Raw genomic sequence first — 19,986 nt, 5'->3', positions numbered from 1 at the left:
TCCTGCAACAGGGGGACCTGTCGACCCTGTGGGCCGTGTGTGGACCCATACGCTTTTGACCGTTCTTTCCCTCCTGTCCAGCAATGCCGGACGTCCCAGAGACCGTCGGTACACCGGACGGGTCCGTCGAGTTCGAACACCGTCCGACGACTGACCAGTCGTTCGAGAACGCACTCGCCAAGGCGAGAAACGGGACGCGACTGACGGTCGACGACGCAGTCGAACTCTTCACGACGGGCACCGACCGGGACGGCATCGACCACTACCGGAAAGAGCAGGTGCTCGAAGCGGCCGACCGACGCCGGGCCGAGGTCGTCGGCGACGAGGTCACCTTCGTCGCGAACCTCAACAACAACGTCACGACGGCCTGCAACACCGGCTGTCTCTTCTGTAACTTCAAGGACCGCTCCGAACAGTTCCGGAGCCAGTATCAGGAGGACCACGGCGGCTTCACGAAGACGCCGAGTGAGTCCCGCGAAATCGTGCGCGACGCCCTCGACCGCGGCATCTACGAGGTCTGTTCGGTGTCTGGACTCCACCCCGCGCTCGCGTTGGACGACGAACACAGAGAGATACTGGAGACCAGCGACCGCGGCGACCTGAACTACCGCTCGCCGGCGGAGTACGAAAAAGACCCGGCCACCTACTGTGAACAGATTCGAGCGATGCACGTCGGCGGCGTCCACGTCCACTCGATGACGCCGGAGGAGGCCTACCACGCCCGCCGTGGCACCGACTGGTCCTACGAGGAGGTGTTCACTCGACTGCAAGACGCCGGCCTCGACAGCGTGCCCGGCACCGCCGCGGAGATCCTCGTCGACGAGGTCCGGGACGTCATCTGTCCGGGGAAGATCCGCACCGACGAGTGGCTCGAAGCCATGGAGGCGGCCGCGTCGGTCGGCCTCGACATGACCTCGACGATGATGTACGGTCACGTCGAGAACGAGCGCCACCGCGCGCTGCACCTGAAGCGAATCCGCGACCTGCAGGACCGGACCGGCGCGATCACCGAGTTCGTCCCGCTCTCGTTCGTCCACGAAGAGACGCCGCTGTACGAGCGTGGCATGGTCGAATCGGGTGCGACTGTCGACGAGGACGAACTGCTGATCGCCGTCTCGCGGCTCTTCCTCGACAACGTCGACCACATCCAGTCCTCGTGGGTCAAATACGGCGACACGCAGGGACTGAAGATGCTTACCTGCGGCGCGGACGACTTCATGGGAACCATCCTCTCCGAGGAAATCACCAAGCGTGCCGGCGGCGACTACGGCGAGTTCCGGTCGTTCCAGGAGTACGCCGACATGATTACCGCGATCGGGCGGACGCCGGTCGAGCGGTCGACGGACTACGAACAGCGCCGCGTCATCGATCCCGACGCCGACGCGCTCGGGCCGCAACTCGGGCCACAGGCTGACGGAACGCCGTTGCTCGAGTAAATTAGTGGACCACGGCTGGGCACTGGCCGTGGCCGACGTGGTAGAGTATTCCGCCTGGAACTGCTGTCAGAGGCACGTCCAGGCATGATATACATTGGTGCGCCAGTGTATGTGTAGATACAGCCTAGAGGACTAGGTGGTTAATAGTCACAGTGCACAGCCCGACGGTGACAACTGCGCATACGCGGAGGCTGGTCGCCAGAGTCACACGCTCACCGGGTTCACGCCCCGGTCCAGTATCGACCGGAACCGCTCGCCAGCGTCGTTCTCGGCCTCAAGAGCCGCCTCGATGGGCTCCGAGAGCCAGCCGTCGTCAACGAAGCGGTCGTAGACGGGCAACCGCTCCGTCAGGGGCACCTCGGCGGCGTCGGCGACGGCCGTCAGTTCCTGCAGGGCCGGCCACTCGTACTCGGGGTTGATGTGGTCGACCGTGACCGGGGAGACGCCGCCTAGGTCGTCGATGCCACAGTCGGTCAGGTCCCGGGCGGGCGCGAGGTTTGGGGGGACCTGCACCGATACTTCCTCGGGAAGCGCCGCCCGGGCCATCGCTGTCACCCGGCGCATCGTCGCCAGATCGGGCGAGCCGCTCCGCCAGCGCTCGTTCTCGACGACGGGCTGGACGATGACCTCCTGGATGTGGCCGTAGCGCTCGTGCATCTCGCGGATGGCGAGCAAACTCTCGGCGCGGTGGTGCCAGTCCTCGCCGATGCCGACGAGGATGCCCGTCGTGAACGGGACGCCGAGCTCACCGGCCACGCGGAGGGTGTTCAGCCGCTGGCCGGGGTTTTTCGCCCGCGGGCCGCCGTGAGCCTGCACCTCAGTGGTCGTCTCCAGCATCACGCCCATCGAGGCGTTCAGATCGGCGACGTGAGCCATCTGCTCGCGGGTCTGATCGCCCGGGTTGGCGTGGGGGAGCAACCCCTCCTCCAGCGCGATTTCGCAGGCCTCCCGGAGGTACTCGTGGATCGAGTCGTGTCCCCACTCGGCGAGCGTGTCGTGGATCGCGGTGTAGCGGTCGTCCGGGTCGTCGCCGAAGGTGAACAGGGCCTCGGTACAGCCGGCGTCGGCCCCGCGGCGGCAGGTCTCCCGGATTTCCTCGCGGTCCATCAGCTCCGCCTGCCCCGGCGGGTCGTAGTACGTGCAGTACGTGCAGGTGTACCGGCAGGCGGTCGTCAGCGGCAGGAACACGTTCCGGCAATAGGACAGCGCCGACGCGGCCTCGACGTCCTCGGGCATCACCGACAGCAGTCGCTCGATGTCGGCGTCCGGAACCTCGATGTCGATGTCGTACGCGTCCGTGCCGGGTATCACGTCCCGGGGTCTGCACCCCACGGACAAAAACCTTCACTCGCGGCTCACGGTGACACGGCCGTCTGTGAGCGACAGACTGAAACCGGCGTCAGTGAGCCAGTCGGCGGCCGCGCCGTCGCTGTGTAACAGCACCTCCGCGAGGTCGCCCGGTTCGTCGATGTCGGTCGCGAGTCGCCGGGAGTCCACCTCGACAATTTCAGCTTCCACTTCCCGGGCGATCCGCCGGTGGTCGCGTATGGATGCGCCGTGGTAATCGACCCTGAACTCGGGATGGCGACAGACGAAGGCGTTCGTTCCGCCGCCCAGGCCTGGGGCCAGCACTACGTCGGCATCGGGAGTGAACAGCCGCTCGATGCTTTTTGTCGTTGCGAGCGGGAGGTCGGCCATCACGACAGCGAGTGCGTCATCGCTGTCGGTCACTGTCGACGCGAGCAGGTCGTTGACGAGCGGGTCAAGCCCGCGGTCGTCGACGGTAACCGGCGCGGCACAGTCGAGCGGCGCTGTCGAGATGACCTCGGGTTCGTGGCCCGTCGCGATCACCGCGTCGACGACATCCGCGAGCATTGCTTCGGTAAAATCGCGTCGCTCGTCGGGAGACAGAACAGTTGAAAGCCGTGTTTTGGGGTCAGACCCCGAGACGGGGACGACGATGCGCATTACAGCTTGGAGTAGTCGTCCTCACCCATCTGGGTGTACGCGTAGTAGCCGCCACCGACCAGCAACAGGAGGACGACGAGTCCGCCACCGACCAGCAGGAGTGTTCGCTGGGTCTGGGCGCTCTGCTGTGCCTGCTGTGCCTGACTCTCGGCCTGCCCGGCGAGGTCCTGGGCGTTCTGGAAGTTGCCGTTCTCGTATGAGGAGATGGCGCTACTGATCAGTTCCTCGGCGTTTTCGTTCCCACCGGCTGCGTCGATTGCAGCCTGTGCGTCGTCGATCGCCTGTCTGGCTGCCTGGCTCTCTTCGGTGTAGTGGTGGGCGGTGTCGTTGCGGAACTCGTCCTCGTTGTTCCCGCTGACACGATTGAGGGAGGCGACCTGGTAGTTCTGCGCCGGGTCGTACGTGTAGTTCGAGATGCCCGGCGTCGTGCCGACGAGCTCGATGCGAACCTGGTCCCCGTTGTCGTCGATGTCCAAGTCCTGCTCGAAGGACTGGTCGCCGTAGGTCTCCTGATTCACTTGGTTACCAGCACGCAACACGGTGACCGTCCAGCTGACGTTCTGGAGTTCGGTCGAGCCGGCGAGCGTCCACTCGTTCGGCGCGTCGGTGAACGGGTCGTCTATCGTGTACGTCACCGATACCTCTTCGTTGACAGCCGTCTCGGTCGGGACCCCGTCGGCAGAGACAGAGAACGCACTCGCTGTGCCGGCAGTCGCGAGCAGCGCGACAACACAGAGGAGTGCGGCGGTCTTGTTAGAACAGCGGATCAAGTTCATCTTCGTCGTCTTCGACCAAGTCCTCTAAGTTATCTTCGCTTTGGTTACGGATATCGTCGATGTTGTCCTGTGCCTCGATAGCGACCTGCTGGAGTTCCTTGATCCGCGGAACGTTGTGGACGCCGGCCAGCAGGATCGATGCGGCCACTTTCGGGGCGTTGGTCGGATAATCGCCACCGCGGACCTCCATCGAACCGGTCTGCTCCTCGAGCCACTTCCGCCCGCGCTCTATTCCCTTCCGGTTCAGGTGCTCCGGCGGACCTGCCATCACGAGCAGGGCCCGCTCCGCACCTTCGATCTCACAGGGGAGCGTCAGCCGGCCGAGCGCGGCTTTCCGGACGAGTGACGTGATGCGGTTCGTCGTGTTCGCCGTGTCCATCCCGTCGTCAGACGAGTCGTCGCCCTTGAACCGCGAGAGCAGACCGCCGCCGCCAGAGGACACCTCGACGTCCTCGGAGGCGTAGCCGACGGTGGACACGCCGCCGCCGTCGAGCGTGTTGATGATCTCCGAGGAGTCGACGACGCTCTCGGCGACGTTGTCGCCGGCCTCGATCTCGCCGGCCCCGAACAGCACGCCGAAGCGCCGGACGATCTCCTCGTTGATGTGATCGTAGCCGCCCTCGACGGACTCGCCGGTCTGTCGCCAGGCGTCGTTGTCGAACACCATCAGGTTGTCCACCTCGCGCACGAACGTCTGGAACGAGCGGGCGGCGTTGAGGGTGTAGATGCCACCCTCGTCGCTGCCCGGCAGGACGCCCAGGCCGTACACCGGTTCGGTGTAGATGCGTTTGAGGTGCTTCGCGACGACCGGCGACCCGCCCGACCCCGTCCCGCCGCCGAGACCGGCGACGATAAGGAAGGCGTCGACTTCGTGGACAGGGATGTTGTCGATCGCACCCTGAACCTCGTCGATGTCCTCTTCGGCGATTTCCGCGCCGAGTTCGTTGTCTGCGCCCACGCCGTGGCCCTTGACGCGGGCCTGGCCGATGAGCACTCGCTGTTCTTCCGGAATGTGTTCTAGCCCAAGCAGGTCTGCTTTCGCTGTATTGACTGCAACAGCCGAGCGGACGATTCCCGAGCCGGTCTCCTTGTCGTACTCGAGGAATTTGTCCACAATTTTGCCACCGGCCTGCCCGAAGCCGATCATCGCCAGTTTCATTATATGGTTCTCCGCTTAAAGGGTCAAAGAGCGATAGCGAGTATAAGTGTTTTGCCCGGCTCTCAGCCCTGAAACTCAGGCTTGAAAATTAATACTGTCTAACACGACTCTCTGTAGGGGGAGGCTACCGTCGGGACTTATCCGCGGAGGTATCCGCTGAGTGTGGTTAAAGAGTCACTACTGACGCCGAACGCGTCGATATCGTTCGTCGCCGGACTGTTATCGAATTTGAGTGAGCGGTACTGGTCGGCACCCATCGGGAACCCGAAGCTCCCCAGGACAGAGAGACCGACCTTCGCCAGCGGCATCGGGAGCGGGACGATGCTTACCGACGACCCCTCAGCATCGTACACCTGATTGGTCACATCTCTGAGCGTCAGTACTTCCGGCCCACCGATCTCGTAGGTCTCGCCGACGTGTTCCTCGGATTCGATACTGTCGACGAGCATCGGCACAAGGTCACCGACCCAGATGGGCTGGAATCTGGTCTGTTTTCCGCCGCCGGGGAGCGGATACAGCGGGACGCCCGGCGCGAACATCCCCTTGAGACGCTTCGTGAAGGAGACGAACTCCCCGCCCTCGCCGAAGACGACCGACGGCCGGAAAATGGTCCAGTCCAGCGAGGACTCCGTAACGACCTGCTCGGCCCGGCCCTTCGACCGGATGTAATGCGTGTCGCCATTGGGGTCTGCACCCAGCGCACTCAACTGGACGAACCGGTCGACGCCGTGTTCTTCGGCAGCCTCGACGCTGTTTTCGGTCCCGCCGAGATGGATCCGTTCGTGCATCTCGTCGCCGCCGTCCGGCTTGAACAGGGGCGACAGTGCGACCAGGAAATACACCGCGTCCTGCCCCTCGAACGCGCTCTCGATGCTGTCGTACTCCGTGACATCTCCGGCGACGGTTTCGACACCGCTGGGAAGCGTCGCATCCTCCGGTGACCGGGACAGTGCAGTGACAGTGTGTCCCTGGTCGTCGAGTGCACGGCACAGGTGTTGCCCGATGAATCCAGTCCCGCCGACGACAAGTACATCCATAGATCACAATACGGTCGGTAGAACCGTAAAGGTGGGCGTGTTTGTTCGGCTCATCGGCCCGCAGTCCGGTCACTTGTGTCAGCCTACGGATGAACTGTCCAGGTCGGGGCGCTTACGTCCCCCCACGCGGATTATGAGGTATGCTCGTCACGCTCGAAGGACTGGACGGGAGCGGCAAGACGACCGTGTGGGAACGGCTCCGAAGCGACGACGCGGTCCCCGATGACGCCGTGTTCACGCGCGAACCGACCGACACCTGGTACGGGGACGCCGTCCAGCGCTCTATCGACGACGACGACGCGGATTCGCTGGCCGAACTGTTTCTCTACACGGCTGACCACGCCGCACACCTCTCGAATACGGTCCGACCGGCGCTCAGCGAGGACCGGCTTGTTGTCTCCGACCGCTACAGCGACTCGCGGTACGCCTATCAGGGTGCGACACTCGCAGCTAGCGAGACGCTCGACGACCCGCTGTCGTACGTCCGGGAGGTCCACGCCCCATGGACCCGGCCGCCGGACCGGACCGTGTATCTCGATCTCGATCCCGAAACCGCCGCACAGCGCAGCGGCGCGACGAACAAGTTTGAAACCGCCGACTATCTCGCAACGGTTCGTGATAACTACGAGCGACTCATCGACGCCGACCCGGAGCGGTTCGTTCGCGTCGACGCGACCGCCGACCCGGACACCGTGTACGAACGGGTCCGAGCAGCGATTCTCGACTAGTCCATCGACGCCGGCAGTTCGACCTCGTCGGGAGCAGGCATCCAGAAGTAATCGAACGTCATCCCGATAGCGAGTGGAATAATGACGGTCACGAGGATGACGGCCGTCTGGCTCCCGAGGTTCGCGCCGAGTCTGAACACACCGCTCAATACGAGAAGGATGACGACCATGACCACCGGACAGAGGAGCAGCGAGTAGACGAGGCTCCCCCATCGCGTGTGCAAGCGGACGCGGAAAAAGCGCGTCATGAGCGCCGTCACGGCACTGTTGACCAGCACGATGACGAGCAGGCCGATTATACCGGCGACACTGACCATACCTGCCGTAGGGCGGCGAGTCCCTTTGCCGTGTCGAAACAACGCGGCTTGCTCACTCTAAGCAGATGTACGTGCGCGTGTCGGCGACGCCGTTGAGGTCCCGGACGTGACCCGAGACGGATTGCATGATGTCGTACACCTCCGTGCCCGTCGCTTCGGCGATGATGTCGTACTGCCCGGCGACGATGTGCGCCTCGGTGATACCCTCGGCGTCACGAACTGCCGCAAGGAGTTCTTCGGATTTGCCGGCAGCCGTCTTGATCATAATGAACGCGCTGACCATATTATGGTATGTCGTATCATAGCACGAAAAAGTTTCCGTCACGAGACAACAACCGTCCTATTGTTTGACAGCGCGGTCAAGACGTCCGGTGGTTCCGCCGGGTGGGTACTTTTATTCACCCCCGTCCCATAGGGGAGTGTATGCGATTCGTTATCGTGGGTGCAGGTCGTGTCGGACTGCGGACGGCTCGCGTCCTGCAAGAGAGTGGCCACGAAGTTGTCCTCATCGAGCGCGATGAGAACGCGGTCGAGCGCGCACGGACGGCTGGCTTCGAGGTGATCGCGGGCGACGGCGCTATCGAGGAGACACTCGGCGACGCCGACCTCGAAGCCGCCGACGCGCTCGGCGCGCTCACCGGCGACCTGAACGACAACTTCGTCGCCTGTATGATCGCCAAGGAACACGGCTGTCGAACCGTTATGCGTATCGACGAGGACTACCGCGAGGAGATTTACCGACGCTACGCCTCCGACGTCGACGAGATTATCTACCCGGAACGGCTGGGGGCCATCGCGGCGAAGAACGCCCTGCTGGGCGGGAACATCCGTGCGGTCGCCGACATCGCACAGAACCTCCAGCTCGTTGAGTTCACCATTCAGAAGCAGTCACCGATGGAGGGGTACTCGCTGTCGGAACTGGAGCTTCCGTCGGACTCTCGGCTGATGGCGCACGGGAAAGGCGAGGCCCCGCTTGCTATCCCGAACCCGGACGAAACGCTGGAGGCCGGCGACCGAGTCGTGATACTCGCGGACTTCGAGACGCTCTCGGACGTCCGCAGCATCGTTGTCGGTGAATCAGGTCGTGCAACCGCGCTTGGAGGTGCCTGAACATGGTCATTGCCTACGTGATGGTCAAAGCCCACACTGGTGATGCGGACCGCCTGAAAGACGACATCGAGGCCGTCGATGGCGTTGCCGAGGCCCACATCGTCGCCGGTGACGTCGACTTCATTGCGAAAGTGAACGTGGAGACGCCCGCTGAGGTCAAGGACGTGGCGGCGACGCACATCCAGGAAATCCAGGGCGTCGAAACCACGCAGACCTATATTGCGATGGATTGAACGACGCGGCCACGGTTTTCAGCCCTCAGACCACGACAGCTACAGCGGCGTGCCGCCGCGCGTTCCCTCGCTCCCGCCGGTACTCGCGGAATCGAGCAGGTCAGCCACGACGCCGACGTAGTCGTAACCCGGGATGACGCCCTCGACGTACGTCCCCTCGACGTACTCGACGAAGGTCTTGGCGACGTCCGCGGCCTGCCGCTCGCCACCCATCGTGTACTCGAACGTGACTACGACCTGCTCGCCGTCCTCGACAACGCTGTAATCGTCCAGTTCAACGGCTGTCCGGGTCGCTTTCGGCGCGTCCTCGAGCCGCCGCTCCAGCGTCTCGAACCAGCCGTCGATGACGGCGTCGCCGACCTCGTCGCTTGTCGCGGCCTGCAGGGACGGTGCTTTGACCGTGACCTCGTAGTTCGTCCGCCACTCCTCCCCTTCGGTCGCAGTCACACGGCCGTCGAAGTTCGTTGTCTCGACAGCGTAACTGTCCCCGGCCGGGACGAGCGCATCGTGTCGGTCGAACGCCTCGGCAACGTCGTCTGGCACGTCAGTCATTACGCCGGTATAGGCCGCAGACGTGCAAAAACGCGTCGTGTCCGGACCGCCTCCGTTCGAATCGCCTGCCACCCGACACTGCCGTCTGAGCACCGCACCCGAATCTGTGGTCCACACATCTGTGCCACATCTGGCGTACGCCGGACTGTCGAGTGTGTCACAGACAGACCGGTCAGGGGCACATCCGACACTGTGGCTCACGGTCCGTTCGCTACAAACGATATGGCTGGGAGCCAAATCGCGCTCACATCGATCCTCGTGTCCACTCGTCGCAGAATGCGAGGGATGGGATTCGAACTCGAATGCAAACGCTCACGCTGCTCGCGTTTCCGTAGTTAGAATCGCCATCCGAACAATTCACACGCTCTCACGGTCGTTCGAGCGGATCAATGCGAGGGATGGGATTCGAACCCACGGACCCCTACGGGAGCGGGTCTTAAGCCCACCGCCTTTGGCCAAGCTCGGCTACCCTCGCGCAGATTGAACTCTGCGGGGGCTGATGAATGGTCCTTTCGATATGCCTGTGATAACTATGGCAAATGTGGCACACCCACGCTATAACTCAGACCGCTGCTTTGGACGGATTATACGCCTTCTGCATCAGGTTCTGTGAAAGTATTACCCGAAAACAACCACTGGATTTATTATAGCTACACTTCACGATAGCGGTGTGTTACGTTAGCATGACGCTTCCAGAGTCCTCCAACCGACCCGGCGTATCACGACGAAAACTGTTACGGGCGCTCGCGGGCGGCAGCGCGGCCGCAGTCCTCGCTGGCTGTCAGGGACCGACTGACGGTGGAGACGGCGGCGGCCAGACCGGTGCGGATAGCGGTGGCGGCGGCAGCGACGGTGAAAGCGGTGGCTCGCGACTCCGGCTCGCCCAGGCGAAATCGCCGGTAGAGTTCGACCCCGTCGTTCTCAACGACGTCCCGTCGCTCGAAGTGGCGATGATGATCTTCGACCCGCTGTACGCGTACAACGAGGACGGGACCGAACTCGTCCCGAAAGTCGCGGCGGAGATGCCGACGATCGAGCGGGACGGCCAGCGGTGGATCGTCCCGCTAAACACCGACGTGACGTTCCACAACGGGAACACCGTCACTGCTGAGGACGTGAAACACACGTTCCTCGCGCCGGTCGAGGAGGAGACGGAAAACGCCGGCGAGGTCAACATGATCGACTCGATCACCGCCGTCGACGAGGAGACGGTGCAGTTCGACCTCAAATACCAGTTCGGCGCGTTCAAATACTACACGAACCGCAATATCGTTCCCAAGAGCGTCCGGACGGAGGACCGAGAGGCGTTCAACAAGGAGGACCCCGTCGGCTCCGGTCCGTTCACTCTGGAGAACTGGACCGAAGGCGAATCCGTAGTGCTCTCCCGGTGGGACGACTACTGGGGCGAGCCGATGCCGAACCTTTCGACGCTCGAGTTCGTCCCCGTCGAGGAGCCGACCACTCGCATCACGACACTCAAAAACGGGAAAAACGACGTTGTAAAGAACATCCCACCGAAGTCCTGGGGAACGGTCGAGGGGATGGACAGTGCGAGCATCGAATCCGCGCTCGGGATGAGCTACTTCTATCTCGCGTTCAACTGCAACGAAGGCCCGACCGCCGACCCGGAAGTCCGGGAGGCCATCGACTACGCTTTCTCGATGCAGACGGCCGTCGAACGGTTCGTCGAACCCTCGGGCGTGCGTGCCGTCTCGCCGATTCCCAAAACGCTCGCGGAAGCCTGGGACTTCCCGCAGGACGACTGGGCCGACATCACCCACGAGCAGGACATCGACCAGGCGAAGTCGATGCTCGACGACAGCGACAACGTCCCCGACGACTGGCAGCCCCGCATCATCGTCCCGCCGGACGAGAAGCGCGAGCAGATCGGCACCTCGGTCGCAAACGGCCTCAGCGAAGCCGGCTACGACGCCTCCGTCCAGCGCCTCGACTGGGGCGCGTTCCTCGACCAGTACGTCTCGGGGAGCGCCGACGACTACAACATGTTCACGCTGGGCTGGTCCGGGTCGCCTGATCCTGACACGTTCATGTACTTCCTGTTCGCCCAGGAGCAGATCGGCGTCACCAACGGGACGTACTACCGCAACGACGAGGTCGACTCGGCTATCATGAACGCCCGCCAGGAAACCGACCGCGAGACGCGCCGTGAGCTGTACATCTCTGCGGTGGAGACGCTCATGCAGGACCGACCACACATCCCGTCGTACACGCTGAAAAACAGCTTCGGCGTCCGCGACCGGGTGCAGGACTTCACGGCCCACCCCATAGACCAGTTCTCGCTCGTCAGCGACTTCAACAACGTCTCCGTCCAGTAGGCAGTTCGTGTTGTTTTGAATACATATGAGCCTGTTACGCTATTCAGGGAGACGGGTCGTCCAGGCGGTTCCTGTACTCCTCGGTGTCGTCGCCATCACGTTCGCGCTCGTCAACGCCGCGCCGGGCAACCCAGTCGAGATCATGCTCGGACCGTCGCCGAACCAGGCGGCCGTCGAGACGCTCAAGGCCAAGTACGGGCTCGACCAGCCGCTGCACGTCCGCTTCTGGAAGTATCTGGTCAACCTCGTCCAGCTCGATATGGGGCGGAGCATCTACTACGACGCGCCGGTCACGACGAAGATCGCCCAGCGGCTCCCACAGACGATACTGCTGATGGTGTCGAGTTTCGCCTTCGCCATCGCGACGGCGGTCCCGCTCGGTGTCATCTCGGCCAAGCGCCGGAACAAGCCGACCGACCACGTCACCCGCATCGTCTCGCTCGTCGGCGTGAGCACGCCGTCGTTCTGGATCGGGCTGATCCTGATCATCCTGTTCTCGTACAACCTCGGCGTGTTACCGGCGACGAACCTTGTCATGCCGTGGGCGCATCCCTCGACCGTCACCGGCGCGAGCACCCGGCTCGGCGTGCTCTACGTTGCCGGTGCGCACCTCCTCTTGCCGATGTTATCACTCGGGACGCTCCAGATGGCGGCGATAACGCGCATCGAGCGGTCGTCGATGCTGGAGGTGCTCTCCGACGACTACGTCCGACTCGCGCGTGCCTACGGCGTCAAGGAGCGGACGATTCTCCGGAAACACGCCTTCCGGAACGCGCAGTTGCCGGTCATCACCATCATCGGTCTGCAGCTGACGACCGCTATCGGCGGCGCAGTGCTGACCGAGACAGTGTTCGAGATCAACGGGATGGGGCGGCTCATCGTCAGTTCCATCTCGCGACAGGACTTCCCGGTGGTGATGGGGACGACGTTCGTGTTCGCGCTCGTGTTCGTCGTCGGCGTCATCATCACGGACATCTCCTACGCGTACATCGACCCACGGGTCTCATACGGTGATCAGGAGTAACTATGGCTACGACACATTCGGATTCCGAGACGATTGGCAGCGAATCGGTAGATGACGCCGAGCAGTCCGTCTCCTCCGTAGAGGCCCGGGTCGGCTGGCGCTACACGCTCGCCCAGGTGCGGAAAGATCCGACGGCCTTCGCCGGGTTCATCATCATCGCCGTCGCCTCCGTCGTCGCGGTGGTGACGACTATCGACGCCGTCGTCTTCGAGTATCTGGCCCAGTATCAGGTGTTCGCCCAGTTCGGCGTCGAGAAGTACTGGCTCGCCAAGACGGTCTGGATGAGCCCGACCGCGGAGCCGGCCGGGACGCCGACGCTGCTGCCGCCCGTCGGCATGGAGAACACGTTCGGTCAGGGGACCTGGGCGCACCCGCTCGGCACCGACGACCGCGGCCGGGACATCTTGCTCCGCCTGATATACGGGACCCGCATCGCGATACTCGTCGGCGTGCTAGCGACCGCTATCGGCCTCGTCGGCGGTATGGTCATCGGGGCCGTGTCGGGCTATTACGGCGGCTGGACCGACGACGTGCTGATGCGGTTGGCCGAGACCCTGTACGCGATTCCGTTCCTCGTCCTGGTGCTCGCGTTCATCGCCGCGTTCGGGCGGAGCATCACCTTCGCGATGATCGGCGTCGGCGTCGCATCGATACCGAAGTTCGCGCGCCTCATCCGATCGCGCGTCGTCAGCGTCCGCGAAGACGAGTACGTCGAGGCAGCGAAGGCCGCCGGCGTCCGTGACCGGAACATCATCCTCCGGCACGTCATCCCGAACAGTTTCGCGCCGGTGCTCGTCCAGGCGACGCTGCAGGTCGGGACGGCCATCATCATCATCGCCGGCCTCTCCTTTCTCGGGTTCGGCATCCAGCCCCCGACCCCGTCCTGGGGGCAGATGCTGTCGGTCTCTCGTAATTACATGATCCAGAACCCGTGGTTCAGCGTCTGGCCGGGGCTGTGCATCCTCATCACGGTAGTCGCGTTCAACATGTTCGGTGACGGTCTCAGAGACGCGCTCGACCCCCGACTCAACAACTAACCATGTCTGCTCCACTCCTCCGCGTTGACGACCTCGAAGTCCAGTTTTTCACCGAAGACGGTGTCGTCCGGGCCGTCGACGGCATCAGTTTTGACGTTCGCGAGGGCGAATTGGTCGGCCTGGTCGGCGAGTCCGGGGCCGGCAAGAGCGTCGCCGTCTCGGCGATCATGCGCTTGGTGGAGTCGCCGGGCCGAATCGTCGGCGGCCGCATCGAATTCAAGGGCGAGACGCTCATCGAAGTCGAACGGGACGACGACGGCGAGCCCTACCGCACCGACGCGACGATACCGGACGGCGAACTCCGTGAGCGGATCCGCGGTCGGGAGATCGCGATCATCTTCCAGGACCCGATGGAGTCGCTCAACCCGGTGTTTACCGTCGGCGGGCAGCTCCGGGAGTTCATCGAACTCAACCGCGACCTCTCGGAGCGGGAGGCACGGGAAACGGCGGTACAGATGCTCCGCGAGGTCGGTATTCCCGAGGCTGCCGCCCGATACGACGACTATCCCCACCAGTTCTCCGGCGGGATGCGCCAGCGCGTGCTCATCGCGATGGCGCTGGCCTGCGAACCGTCGCTAATCATCGCAGACGAGCCGACGACGGCGCTGGACGTGACCGTCGAGGCCCAGATTCTGGACCTCGTCGACGAGCTACAGGAGCGCTACGACACCAGTTTCGTCTGGGTGACCCACGACATGGGCGTCGTCGCCGAAATCTGTGACCGGGTGAACGTGATGTACCTCGGTGAAATCGTCGAGCAGGCCCCCGTCGACGACCTGTTCTACGATACGCAACACCCCTACACCGAAGCCCTGCTGGACTCCGTTCCGCGGCCCGACGAGACAGTCGAGGAACTGAACCCAATCAAGGGGGTGATGCCCGAGGCGATAAACCCCCCCGCAGGCTGTCGGTTCCACACGCGCTGTCCGGCGGCCCGCGAGGCCTGCAAGACGACGAACCCCGACTGTCGAGACGTCACCGACGGCGTCACGGAGCACCGGGCCGCCTGTATCAAACACGACGCGTTCGAGACGGCGTACGAGGGGTCTCCGCCGCTTGAGACCGGGGCCGGCGGCGGGTTCGACGTGTCCCTGTCGGGCGGTGAGACCGATGACTGAACGCGCCAGCTCGGTGTCCGACGGCGCGGACACCGCCGGCTTCGGCGAGCCGCTCGTAGAGCTACGGAACGTCAGCAAGTACTTCGCGAACGAGGAGGGAATGTTCTCCTGGCTCTCCTTCGACCGCGACGCCGACGGGCTCCCGGTCGAAACCGGCCGCGAGTGGGTCAGAGCCGTGGAGGACGTTTCCTTCACCATCCGCAAGGGCGAGACCCTGGGACTGGTCGGCGAGTCGGGCTGTGGCAAGAGCACGCTCGCACGGACGATTCTGCGATTGCTGGAGCCGACCGAGGGGAGCATCTACTTCAAGGGGACCGACCTGGCCGACCTCTCTGGCGAGCGGCTCCGGAACACCCGCAAGGACATCCAGATGATCTTCCAGGACCCCCAGTCGTCGCTGGACCCCCGGATGAAAGTCGGGAAAATCGTCGAGGAGCCGATGCAGGCCCACGGGATGCTGAACAGCGAGGACCGGGCCGCTCGGGCCCAGGAACTGCTGGAGAAGGTCGGTCTGGACCCGCAACACTACAACCGCTACCCCCACGCTTTCTCCGGCGGGCAGCGCCAGCGAATCAACCTCGCTCGGGCGCTGTCGGTCAACCCCGACTTCATCGTCTGTGACGAACCGGTCAGCGCGCTGGACGTGTCGATCCAGGCGCAGGTGCTCAACACGATGCGGGACCTCCAGCAGGAGTTCGGCCTCACCTACCTGTTCATCGCCCACGACCTCTCCGTCATCAGACACATCTCCGACCGCGTGGCGGTGATGTATCTGGGACAATTGGTCGAACTGGCCGACAAGCGGGAGCTGTTCGAGAACCCGACCCATCCGTACACGCAGGCGTTGCTCGACTCGATCCCCGTACCTGACCCGCGGGCCGACGGGCACCGCGGCGTGCTGGAAGGCGACGTCCCCTCGCCAATCGATCCGCCCTCAGGCTGTCGGTTCCGGACCCGCTGTCCGGAACTCATCGCCCCCGCGGAGTACGACCTGACCGACGGCGAGTGGGAGCGCGTGCGGTCGTTCGTGCGCCACGTCAAGCGCCGCGATTTCACTGAGACGGACCCCGACACGCTCCGAGAGCGGTTCTTCGACGGCTCGCTACCTGGCGGCGGTGCCGGGGTTCTCCTGTCTGACGCGATAGCGGACATCGCCGCCGATGACTGGGAGGCGGCGTCAGAGCGGCTGCTTTCGGGGTTTGCGGAACAGAGTGTTTGCGCGCGAGAAGAACCGGACTACGAGGTGGAACCGGAGCAGGGGACCGACCGCCATACGGTCGCCTGCCATCTCTGTCGGGACGGGCAGGACTGACCGGTGCCGGTTTCGGTCCGATTCCAGGCGGTCGCTACCAGTCGACGGAGAGGGACCCGTCGCCGTTGGGGTCCGGAGCGATTTCCTCGTTCGTCCGCCGGTCGATCACGTGGATGATGCCCCGGTCTTTCTTCGCCGGGCAGGCCTCCGCGGCCGCGATGTTGTGGTCGAGATCCTCCTCGTCGATGAAATAGGTCTCGGGCTTGGCGATGCCGGTGTCCAGGTCGAGCGTCCAGTTGCGCGACTTCTCGGCGCACTTGCCCGCGCCGAAGCACTTGTTGGCCTCGAAGATGATCTTGTAAGGCTTCTCCTCGACCGGGGGGCCGTCCTGTTCGCCGAACTCGCTCGGGTCGACGGGGTCGTCCGCGTCTGCCATTACTCCTCGTTCGAGACGGACCGTCTTTCGATTGTCGGTCTCGCCGTCGTTCGCCCGCTACGGCTCGGCCCCCGAGACGACCTCGACGGGATCCCCGACGGCGAGGTCCGCACCGCGGTCGCCCTCGGGAACGCGGGCGATGAGCATCAGGGTGTAGAAGTGGTCGAAGGCGTCCCGGTCAGCCCACTCCGGAAACGTCTCCCGCCGGCGTTCGATGAACCGCTCCCGGAACCCCGGCGTCTCCTCGCCGGTGTCGGGGTCCCGCTGTGGGACGACACAGCGACCGCAGGGGGTCACACCTTCGAAACGAACGCCGCCGACCCGGAAGGCAGGAGCGTCCGCGCCGACGAAACGGTCCTCCCAGAACGCCGGGACCCCGCCGATTTCGACGTTCGCCCGGAGCCGCCGGCGCAACCCTTCGACGGTCACGTCGTCGAACCACGACGCCACGGTTTCAAGCGTCGCGGTGCTGATGACCGACGGACCCATCTCCCGCCGGTCGACGTATCCCAGCGTCTCGTCGCGTTCGACGGTCAAGTCCACGTCGAAGAACGCGCTGAGCCACTCGGCTGCTCGGGTGCGCTCACCTGCATCCCGGAGTTCGAACGACGCGCTATCGCCGTCGGTGGTGACTGACACAGTCCTCGTGTCGGGGTCGTAGCCGGTGTCGATGTCGTGGACGCGGTCGGTCCGCTTCCCGTTGACCACGTCGCCGTCGGCGTCGAACATGGCGAACTCGCGGTCGTGGGTCAGCGTCCCACCCGGGCGGATCGATACCGATTCGCAGTCCATGCCGTCCAGTGCCTTGACGGGGTAGACGGTGAGTCGTTCGACGTGTGCCACTGTTAGTGGTTTCAGCGGCCGGGCCTATAGCAGTGTCTTGTTCTGGGACATCCCGGTGGCGTATCGATCCGGCACGATGCGAGGACACGGCTTGCGAAACTGTATCCGGGTCGTTCCGGGTCCCGCTCCCGGTCGTAAGCGAAGACGAGCGAAAACGACACGAAGCGGTCGCTCCCTCCACGTACCGTGGAAAATGAACATAAGGCGGTATTCGGATAATCGGCTAAGCGATACTATTAGGTAGCGACTGGGGTAATCAGTTGCCAGACGAATGGTCGAACACACTCGAACGCTGGACTTCAAGATCGCGTTCGCAATCGGGCTGGGGACGATGATCGCAGCCGGGATCTTCTCGCTGTCCGGCACCGCCGTCGCAGCCATCGGGTCGAGTGCCGTCATCGCGTTCGTCATCGCCGCCGTCATCGCGGGCGTCACCGCCGCCGCGTACTCCGAATTCGCATCCGTCTACTCCGAGAACGGCGGCGGCTACCTCTTCTGTTCACGGACCTTCGAGGACCGAGACCTGCTGACCTACAGCATCGGCATGTCGCTGTTTCTCGGCTACACCGGTACGACGGCGTTCTACCTCGCGACGATGGACGAGTGGGTCGTCCGCTTCATCCTCCCTGAATCGCTCCACTTCCTGCCCCACGGAACCGCCGGCGTGGCGACGGCGCTCTTGCTTGGGATCCTCAACGCGCGAGGGACCGAAGAGAGCGGGAGCTTTCAGCTCATCGTCACGGGCGCGAAGGTTGCCGTCCTGCTCGCGTTCATCGGCGGTGCCTTCGCTTTCCGCGGCCCCTCGGTGGCCGTCGGGAGGTTCGCGGGGAACTTCGGCGGCGGCCCCGTCGACATCCTCACCATCTCGGCGCTTGCGTTTATCACCTTCTTCGGCTTCTCGGCTATCGCGGCCAGCGCGGGCGAGATCATCAAGCCCAAGCGGACCGTCCCGCGCGCTATCGCCGCGAGCATCCTCACAGTCACCGTTCTCTACGCGTTCGTCATCGTCGCGATGGTGAACTCCCCCATCCCGGCCGAGGTCATCGCACAGGAAGGCGAGACAGCGATGGGTCGGGTCGCCGCCTCGTTCCTCGGCAGCATCGGGGAGAGCCTCATCGTCGCCGGCGCGATTTTCTCGATGGTGTCGGCCTCCAACGCGTCGATCCTCGCCGCGAGTAGTATCGGCTCGCTGATGGGGACTCGGGGGCAGGCCCCCCGGCGGTTCTCGCGCATCCACCCCGACTACGGGACGCCGTCCTGGAGCGTGACGACCGCGACAGCGACCATCGTCGCGCTTATCGTGGTCTTCATCGCGCTGTTCCCCGCCGAGGGCGGCCTGCTCGCCGGGCTCGGCCTCCACCTGGGGCTGAACGCTTTGACCGGCTTCGCGACGCTGAACCTCCTGTTGCCGCTTGCCGTCGTCAACGTCGCGCTCATCTACTCGCGGCGGCGGTATCCGGATATCACGCGCGGCTTCCGCGTCCCGGGCGTCCCGGTCGTCCCAGTTATCGGCGTGCTCGCGAACCTCGGCCTCGTCTACAACCTCCCGCCGAAGGGCGTCGTGACCGGGCTCGTACTGACCGGCGCGATGGTCGTCGCGTACCTCATCTGGGGTGGCGCGCCGGAGGCCGAGGAACTGTTCCGTGAGGTGGTCTCGGAGACTCCTCCGACGACTGCCGCAGCAAGCGAAGCTGAAGCGGCTCCCGAGGCCGGCGGCTTCCGCGTCCTCGTCCCCATTGCACGTCCGGACCGGGCCGCTCGCTACGTCGAACTCGCGGCGGCGCTCGCGAAGGTGTCCGACGAGGACCCCATCGTCCACGTCCTCAACGTGACGCAGGTTCCCGACCAGACGCCCTGGGAATCCGTTCAGGACACTGCGAAGGGACGAACCGAACGCATCCGGGCAGAACTAGACGAGAACGGGTACGGCGTTGATCTCCTCATCGAGGGCCACACCTGTCGCGACGTGGCCTTCGATATCCTCCAGACGGCGCGCGACGACGACGCCGACCTCATTCTCATGGGGTATCCCGAGCGCCACCAGAGCGTGACCGAGACTGTCGAGCACGAAGCGCCCTGCGACGTGTTCTTCGCCGACAAGACCACGTCTGCGGACGACCTCGACGTGATCAACATCGGCGCAGGCGGTGGCCCGCACCATCAGGCAGTGCTCCCGCTCGTGAACGCGCTCGGTCAACTGGGGAGCGACCTCCACCTCATCAACGTCAGCACTGAAAAAGAGGGGACCGACGAGGCCTCGGGCACCACGCTCGATGCGCTCGAAAGCGTCGAGACGACACAGGTCCACAACGTCCGGGCCGGGACCGTCGCCGACGGCCTGGTTGAGACTGCAGCGGAGAACGGCGGTGTGCTGGTCATCGGTGCGTCGCGGGACCGCTGGCTCAGGCAAGCCCTGTTCGGCAGCACCCCCGATGAGGTCATCGCCCTCGCCGCCGAACGGGACGTACCGGTCCTCGTCTACGCCAGCCAGACCGGTGTTTCCGGTCGGCTGAGCGAGCGGCTGTTCCCGGTCGCACGCTACCTCAGAAAGCGGCTATCGCGGTCCGGCCTGAAACAGGGGTCGAGCCCGGACTGGAACTAGCTCGGTTTCGGGGTCGACGGCC

General features: G+C 64.2%; 20 protein-coding genes and 1 tRNA gene. 10 read left to right on the top strand and 11 right to left on the bottom strand.

Going from position 1 to position 19,986, the window contains the following annotated elements; genetic code table 11:
* The first annotated feature begins 83 nt into the window (after positions 1 to 83).
* Positions 84 to 1,436 (top strand): 7,8-didemethyl-8-hydroxy-5-deazariboflavin synthase subunit CofH, encoded by a 1,353-nt coding sequence (gene cofH, locus ACOZ4H_RS15865; protein ID WP_424330184.1) that lies wholly within the window; start codon positions 84 to 86, stop codon positions 1,434 to 1,436.
* A 204-nt stretch (positions 1,437 to 1,640) separates the two neighbouring features.
* Here the strand turns inward: cofH and cofG are convergent, their stop codons facing one another.
* The 5 genes from cofG to ACOZ4H_RS15840 all read right to left on the bottom strand — a co-directional run bounded on the left by cofG (position 1,641) and on the right by ACOZ4H_RS15840 (position 6,376).
* Positions 1,641 to 2,747, bottom strand: a complete 1,107-nt coding sequence (gene cofG, locus ACOZ4H_RS15860; protein WP_424330183.1) for a 7,8-didemethyl-8-hydroxy-5-deazariboflavin synthase subunit CofG — start codon at positions 2,745 to 2,747, stop codon at positions 1,641 to 1,643.
* Positions 2,748 to 2,780: 33 nt separating this feature from the next.
* Positions 2,781 to 3,404, bottom strand: coding sequence for a 2-phospho-L-lactate guanylyltransferase (gene cofC / locus ACOZ4H_RS15855; RefSeq protein ID WP_424330182.1), 624 nt, complete (start codon positions 3,402 to 3,404; stop codon positions 2,781 to 2,783).
* Entirely contained in the window at positions 3,404 to 4,180 is a 777-nt protein-coding gene (locus ACOZ4H_RS15850; RefSeq protein ID WP_424330181.1) for a hypothetical protein, read from the bottom strand. The genes cofC and ACOZ4H_RS15850 overlap by 1 nt, the downstream gene beginning before the upstream one ends.
* Entirely contained in the window at positions 4,158 to 5,339 is a 1,182-nt protein-coding gene (locus ACOZ4H_RS15845) for a tubulin/FtsZ family protein (RefSeq protein WP_004518503.1), read from the bottom strand. The genes ACOZ4H_RS15850 and ACOZ4H_RS15845 overlap by 23 nt, the downstream gene beginning before the upstream one ends.
* 137 nt (positions 5,340 to 5,476) lie before the next feature.
* Positions 5,477 to 6,376 carry a complex I NDUFA9 subunit family protein gene (locus tag ACOZ4H_RS15840; RefSeq protein WP_424330180.1) on the bottom strand — a complete coding sequence of 300 codons (900 nt, stop codon included), beginning with the start codon at positions 6,374 to 6,376 and terminating at the stop codon, positions 5,477 to 5,479.
* A gap of 140 nt (positions 6,377 to 6,516) precedes the next feature.
* Here ACOZ4H_RS15840 and tmk point away from each other — a divergent pair, with 140 nt between their 5' ends.
* Positions 6,517 to 7,104, top strand: a complete 588-nt coding sequence (gene tmk, locus ACOZ4H_RS15835) for a dTMP kinase (RefSeq protein WP_424330179.1) — start codon at positions 6,517 to 6,519, stop codon at positions 7,102 to 7,104.
* On the opposite strand, the gene ACOZ4H_RS15830 is transcribed toward tmk, so the two are convergent.
* Both ACOZ4H_RS15830 and ACOZ4H_RS15825 read right to left on the bottom strand, forming a co-directional pair.
* Positions 7,101 to 7,421, bottom strand: coding sequence for a hypothetical protein (locus tag ACOZ4H_RS15830; RefSeq protein ID WP_424330178.1), 321 nt, complete (start codon positions 7,419 to 7,421; stop codon positions 7,101 to 7,103). The genes tmk and ACOZ4H_RS15830 overlap by 4 nt on opposite strands.
* A 52-nt stretch (positions 7,422 to 7,473) precedes the next feature.
* Positions 7,474 to 7,704: an Lrp/AsnC family transcriptional regulator gene (locus tag ACOZ4H_RS15825; RefSeq protein WP_004593871.1), complete on the bottom strand. Its 231-nt coding sequence runs from the start codon at positions 7,702 to 7,704 to the stop codon at positions 7,474 to 7,476.
* 140 nt (positions 7,705 to 7,844) lie between these two features.
* Between ACOZ4H_RS15825 and ACOZ4H_RS15820 the strand changes: the two genes are divergently transcribed.
* Together ACOZ4H_RS15820 and ACOZ4H_RS15815 are read left to right on the top strand one after the other, a co-directional pair.
* Positions 7,845 to 8,531, top strand: a complete 687-nt coding sequence (locus ACOZ4H_RS15820) for a potassium channel family protein (RefSeq protein ID WP_424330177.1) — start codon at positions 7,845 to 7,847, stop codon at positions 8,529 to 8,531.
* Positions 8,532 to 8,533: 2 nt separating this feature from the next.
* Positions 8,534 to 8,764, top strand: a complete 231-nt coding sequence (locus ACOZ4H_RS15815) for an Lrp/AsnC family transcriptional regulator (RefSeq protein ID WP_424330176.1) — start codon at positions 8,534 to 8,536, stop codon at positions 8,762 to 8,764.
* 39 nt (positions 8,765 to 8,803) lie between these two features.
* Here the strand turns inward: ACOZ4H_RS15815 and ACOZ4H_RS15810 are convergent, their stop codons facing one another.
* The gene (locus ACOZ4H_RS15810) at positions 8,804 to 9,316 is read right to left on the bottom strand and encodes a DUF5813 family protein (protein ID WP_424330175.1); all 513 of its coding nucleotides are present in this window, start codon (positions 9,314 to 9,316) and stop codon (positions 8,804 to 8,806) included.
* A 390-nt stretch (positions 9,317 to 9,706) separates the two neighbouring features.
* Positions 9,707 to 9,791, bottom strand: a tRNA-Leu gene (locus ACOZ4H_RS15805).
* Positions 9,792 to 9,999: 208 nt separating this feature from the next.
* On the opposite strand from ACOZ4H_RS15805, the gene ACOZ4H_RS15800 reads away from it, so the two are divergent.
* The 5 genes from ACOZ4H_RS15800 to ACOZ4H_RS15780 are packed head-to-tail and all read left to right on the top strand — an operon-like array spanning position 10,000 to position 16,143.
* Positions 10,000 to 11,652, top strand: coding sequence for an ABC transporter substrate-binding protein (locus tag ACOZ4H_RS15800; RefSeq protein WP_424330174.1), 1,653 nt, complete (start codon positions 10,000 to 10,002; stop codon positions 11,650 to 11,652).
* Positions 11,653 to 11,677: 25 nt separating this feature from the next.
* Positions 11,678 to 12,676, top strand: coding sequence for an ABC transporter permease (locus tag ACOZ4H_RS15795; RefSeq protein ID WP_424330173.1), 999 nt, complete (start codon positions 11,678 to 11,680; stop codon positions 12,674 to 12,676).
* 2 nt (positions 12,677 to 12,678) lie between these two features.
* On the top strand, positions 12,679 to 13,713 hold the full coding sequence (locus ACOZ4H_RS15790) for an ABC transporter permease (protein WP_424330172.1): 1,035 nt from the start codon (positions 12,679 to 12,681) through the stop codon (positions 13,711 to 13,713).
* A gap of 2 nt (positions 13,714 to 13,715) precedes the next feature.
* Positions 13,716 to 14,831, top strand: coding sequence for an ABC transporter ATP-binding protein (locus tag ACOZ4H_RS15785; RefSeq protein WP_424330171.1), 1,116 nt, complete (start codon positions 13,716 to 13,718; stop codon positions 14,829 to 14,831).
* A complete protein-coding gene (locus ACOZ4H_RS15780; RefSeq protein WP_424330170.1) occupies positions 14,824 to 16,143 on the top strand; it encodes an ABC transporter ATP-binding protein in 1,320 nt (439 codons plus the stop codon). The genes ACOZ4H_RS15785 and ACOZ4H_RS15780 overlap by 8 nt, the downstream gene beginning before the upstream one ends.
* 34 nt (positions 16,144 to 16,177) lie before the next feature.
* Here ACOZ4H_RS15780 and ACOZ4H_RS15775 read toward each other — a convergent pair whose 3' ends face one another.
* A complete protein-coding gene (locus tag ACOZ4H_RS15775; RefSeq protein ID WP_424330169.1) occupies positions 16,178 to 16,519 on the bottom strand; it encodes a ferredoxin in 342 nt (113 codons plus the stop codon).
* Positions 16,520 to 16,576: 57 nt separating this feature from the next.
* On the bottom strand, positions 16,577 to 17,362 hold the full coding sequence (locus ACOZ4H_RS15770; protein ID WP_424330168.1) for an MOSC domain-containing protein: 786 nt from the start codon (positions 17,360 to 17,362) through the stop codon (positions 16,577 to 16,579).
* A 271-nt stretch (positions 17,363 to 17,633) separates the two neighbouring features.
* Here ACOZ4H_RS15770 and ACOZ4H_RS15765 point away from each other — a divergent pair, with 271 nt between their 5' ends.
* Positions 17,634 to 19,964, top strand: a complete 2,331-nt coding sequence (locus ACOZ4H_RS15765; protein ID WP_424330167.1) for an amino acid permease — start codon at positions 17,634 to 17,636, stop codon at positions 19,962 to 19,964.
* The last annotated feature ends 22 nt before the right edge of the window (positions 19,965 to 19,986 follow it).

The organism is Haloarcula amylolytica (assembly GCF_049705545.1).
Taxonomy (GTDB): Archaea; Halobacteriota; Halobacteria; order Halobacteriales; family Haloarculaceae; genus Haloarcula; species Haloarcula amylolytica_B.
This window is presented reverse-complemented; position numbering and strand designations above follow the sequence as displayed.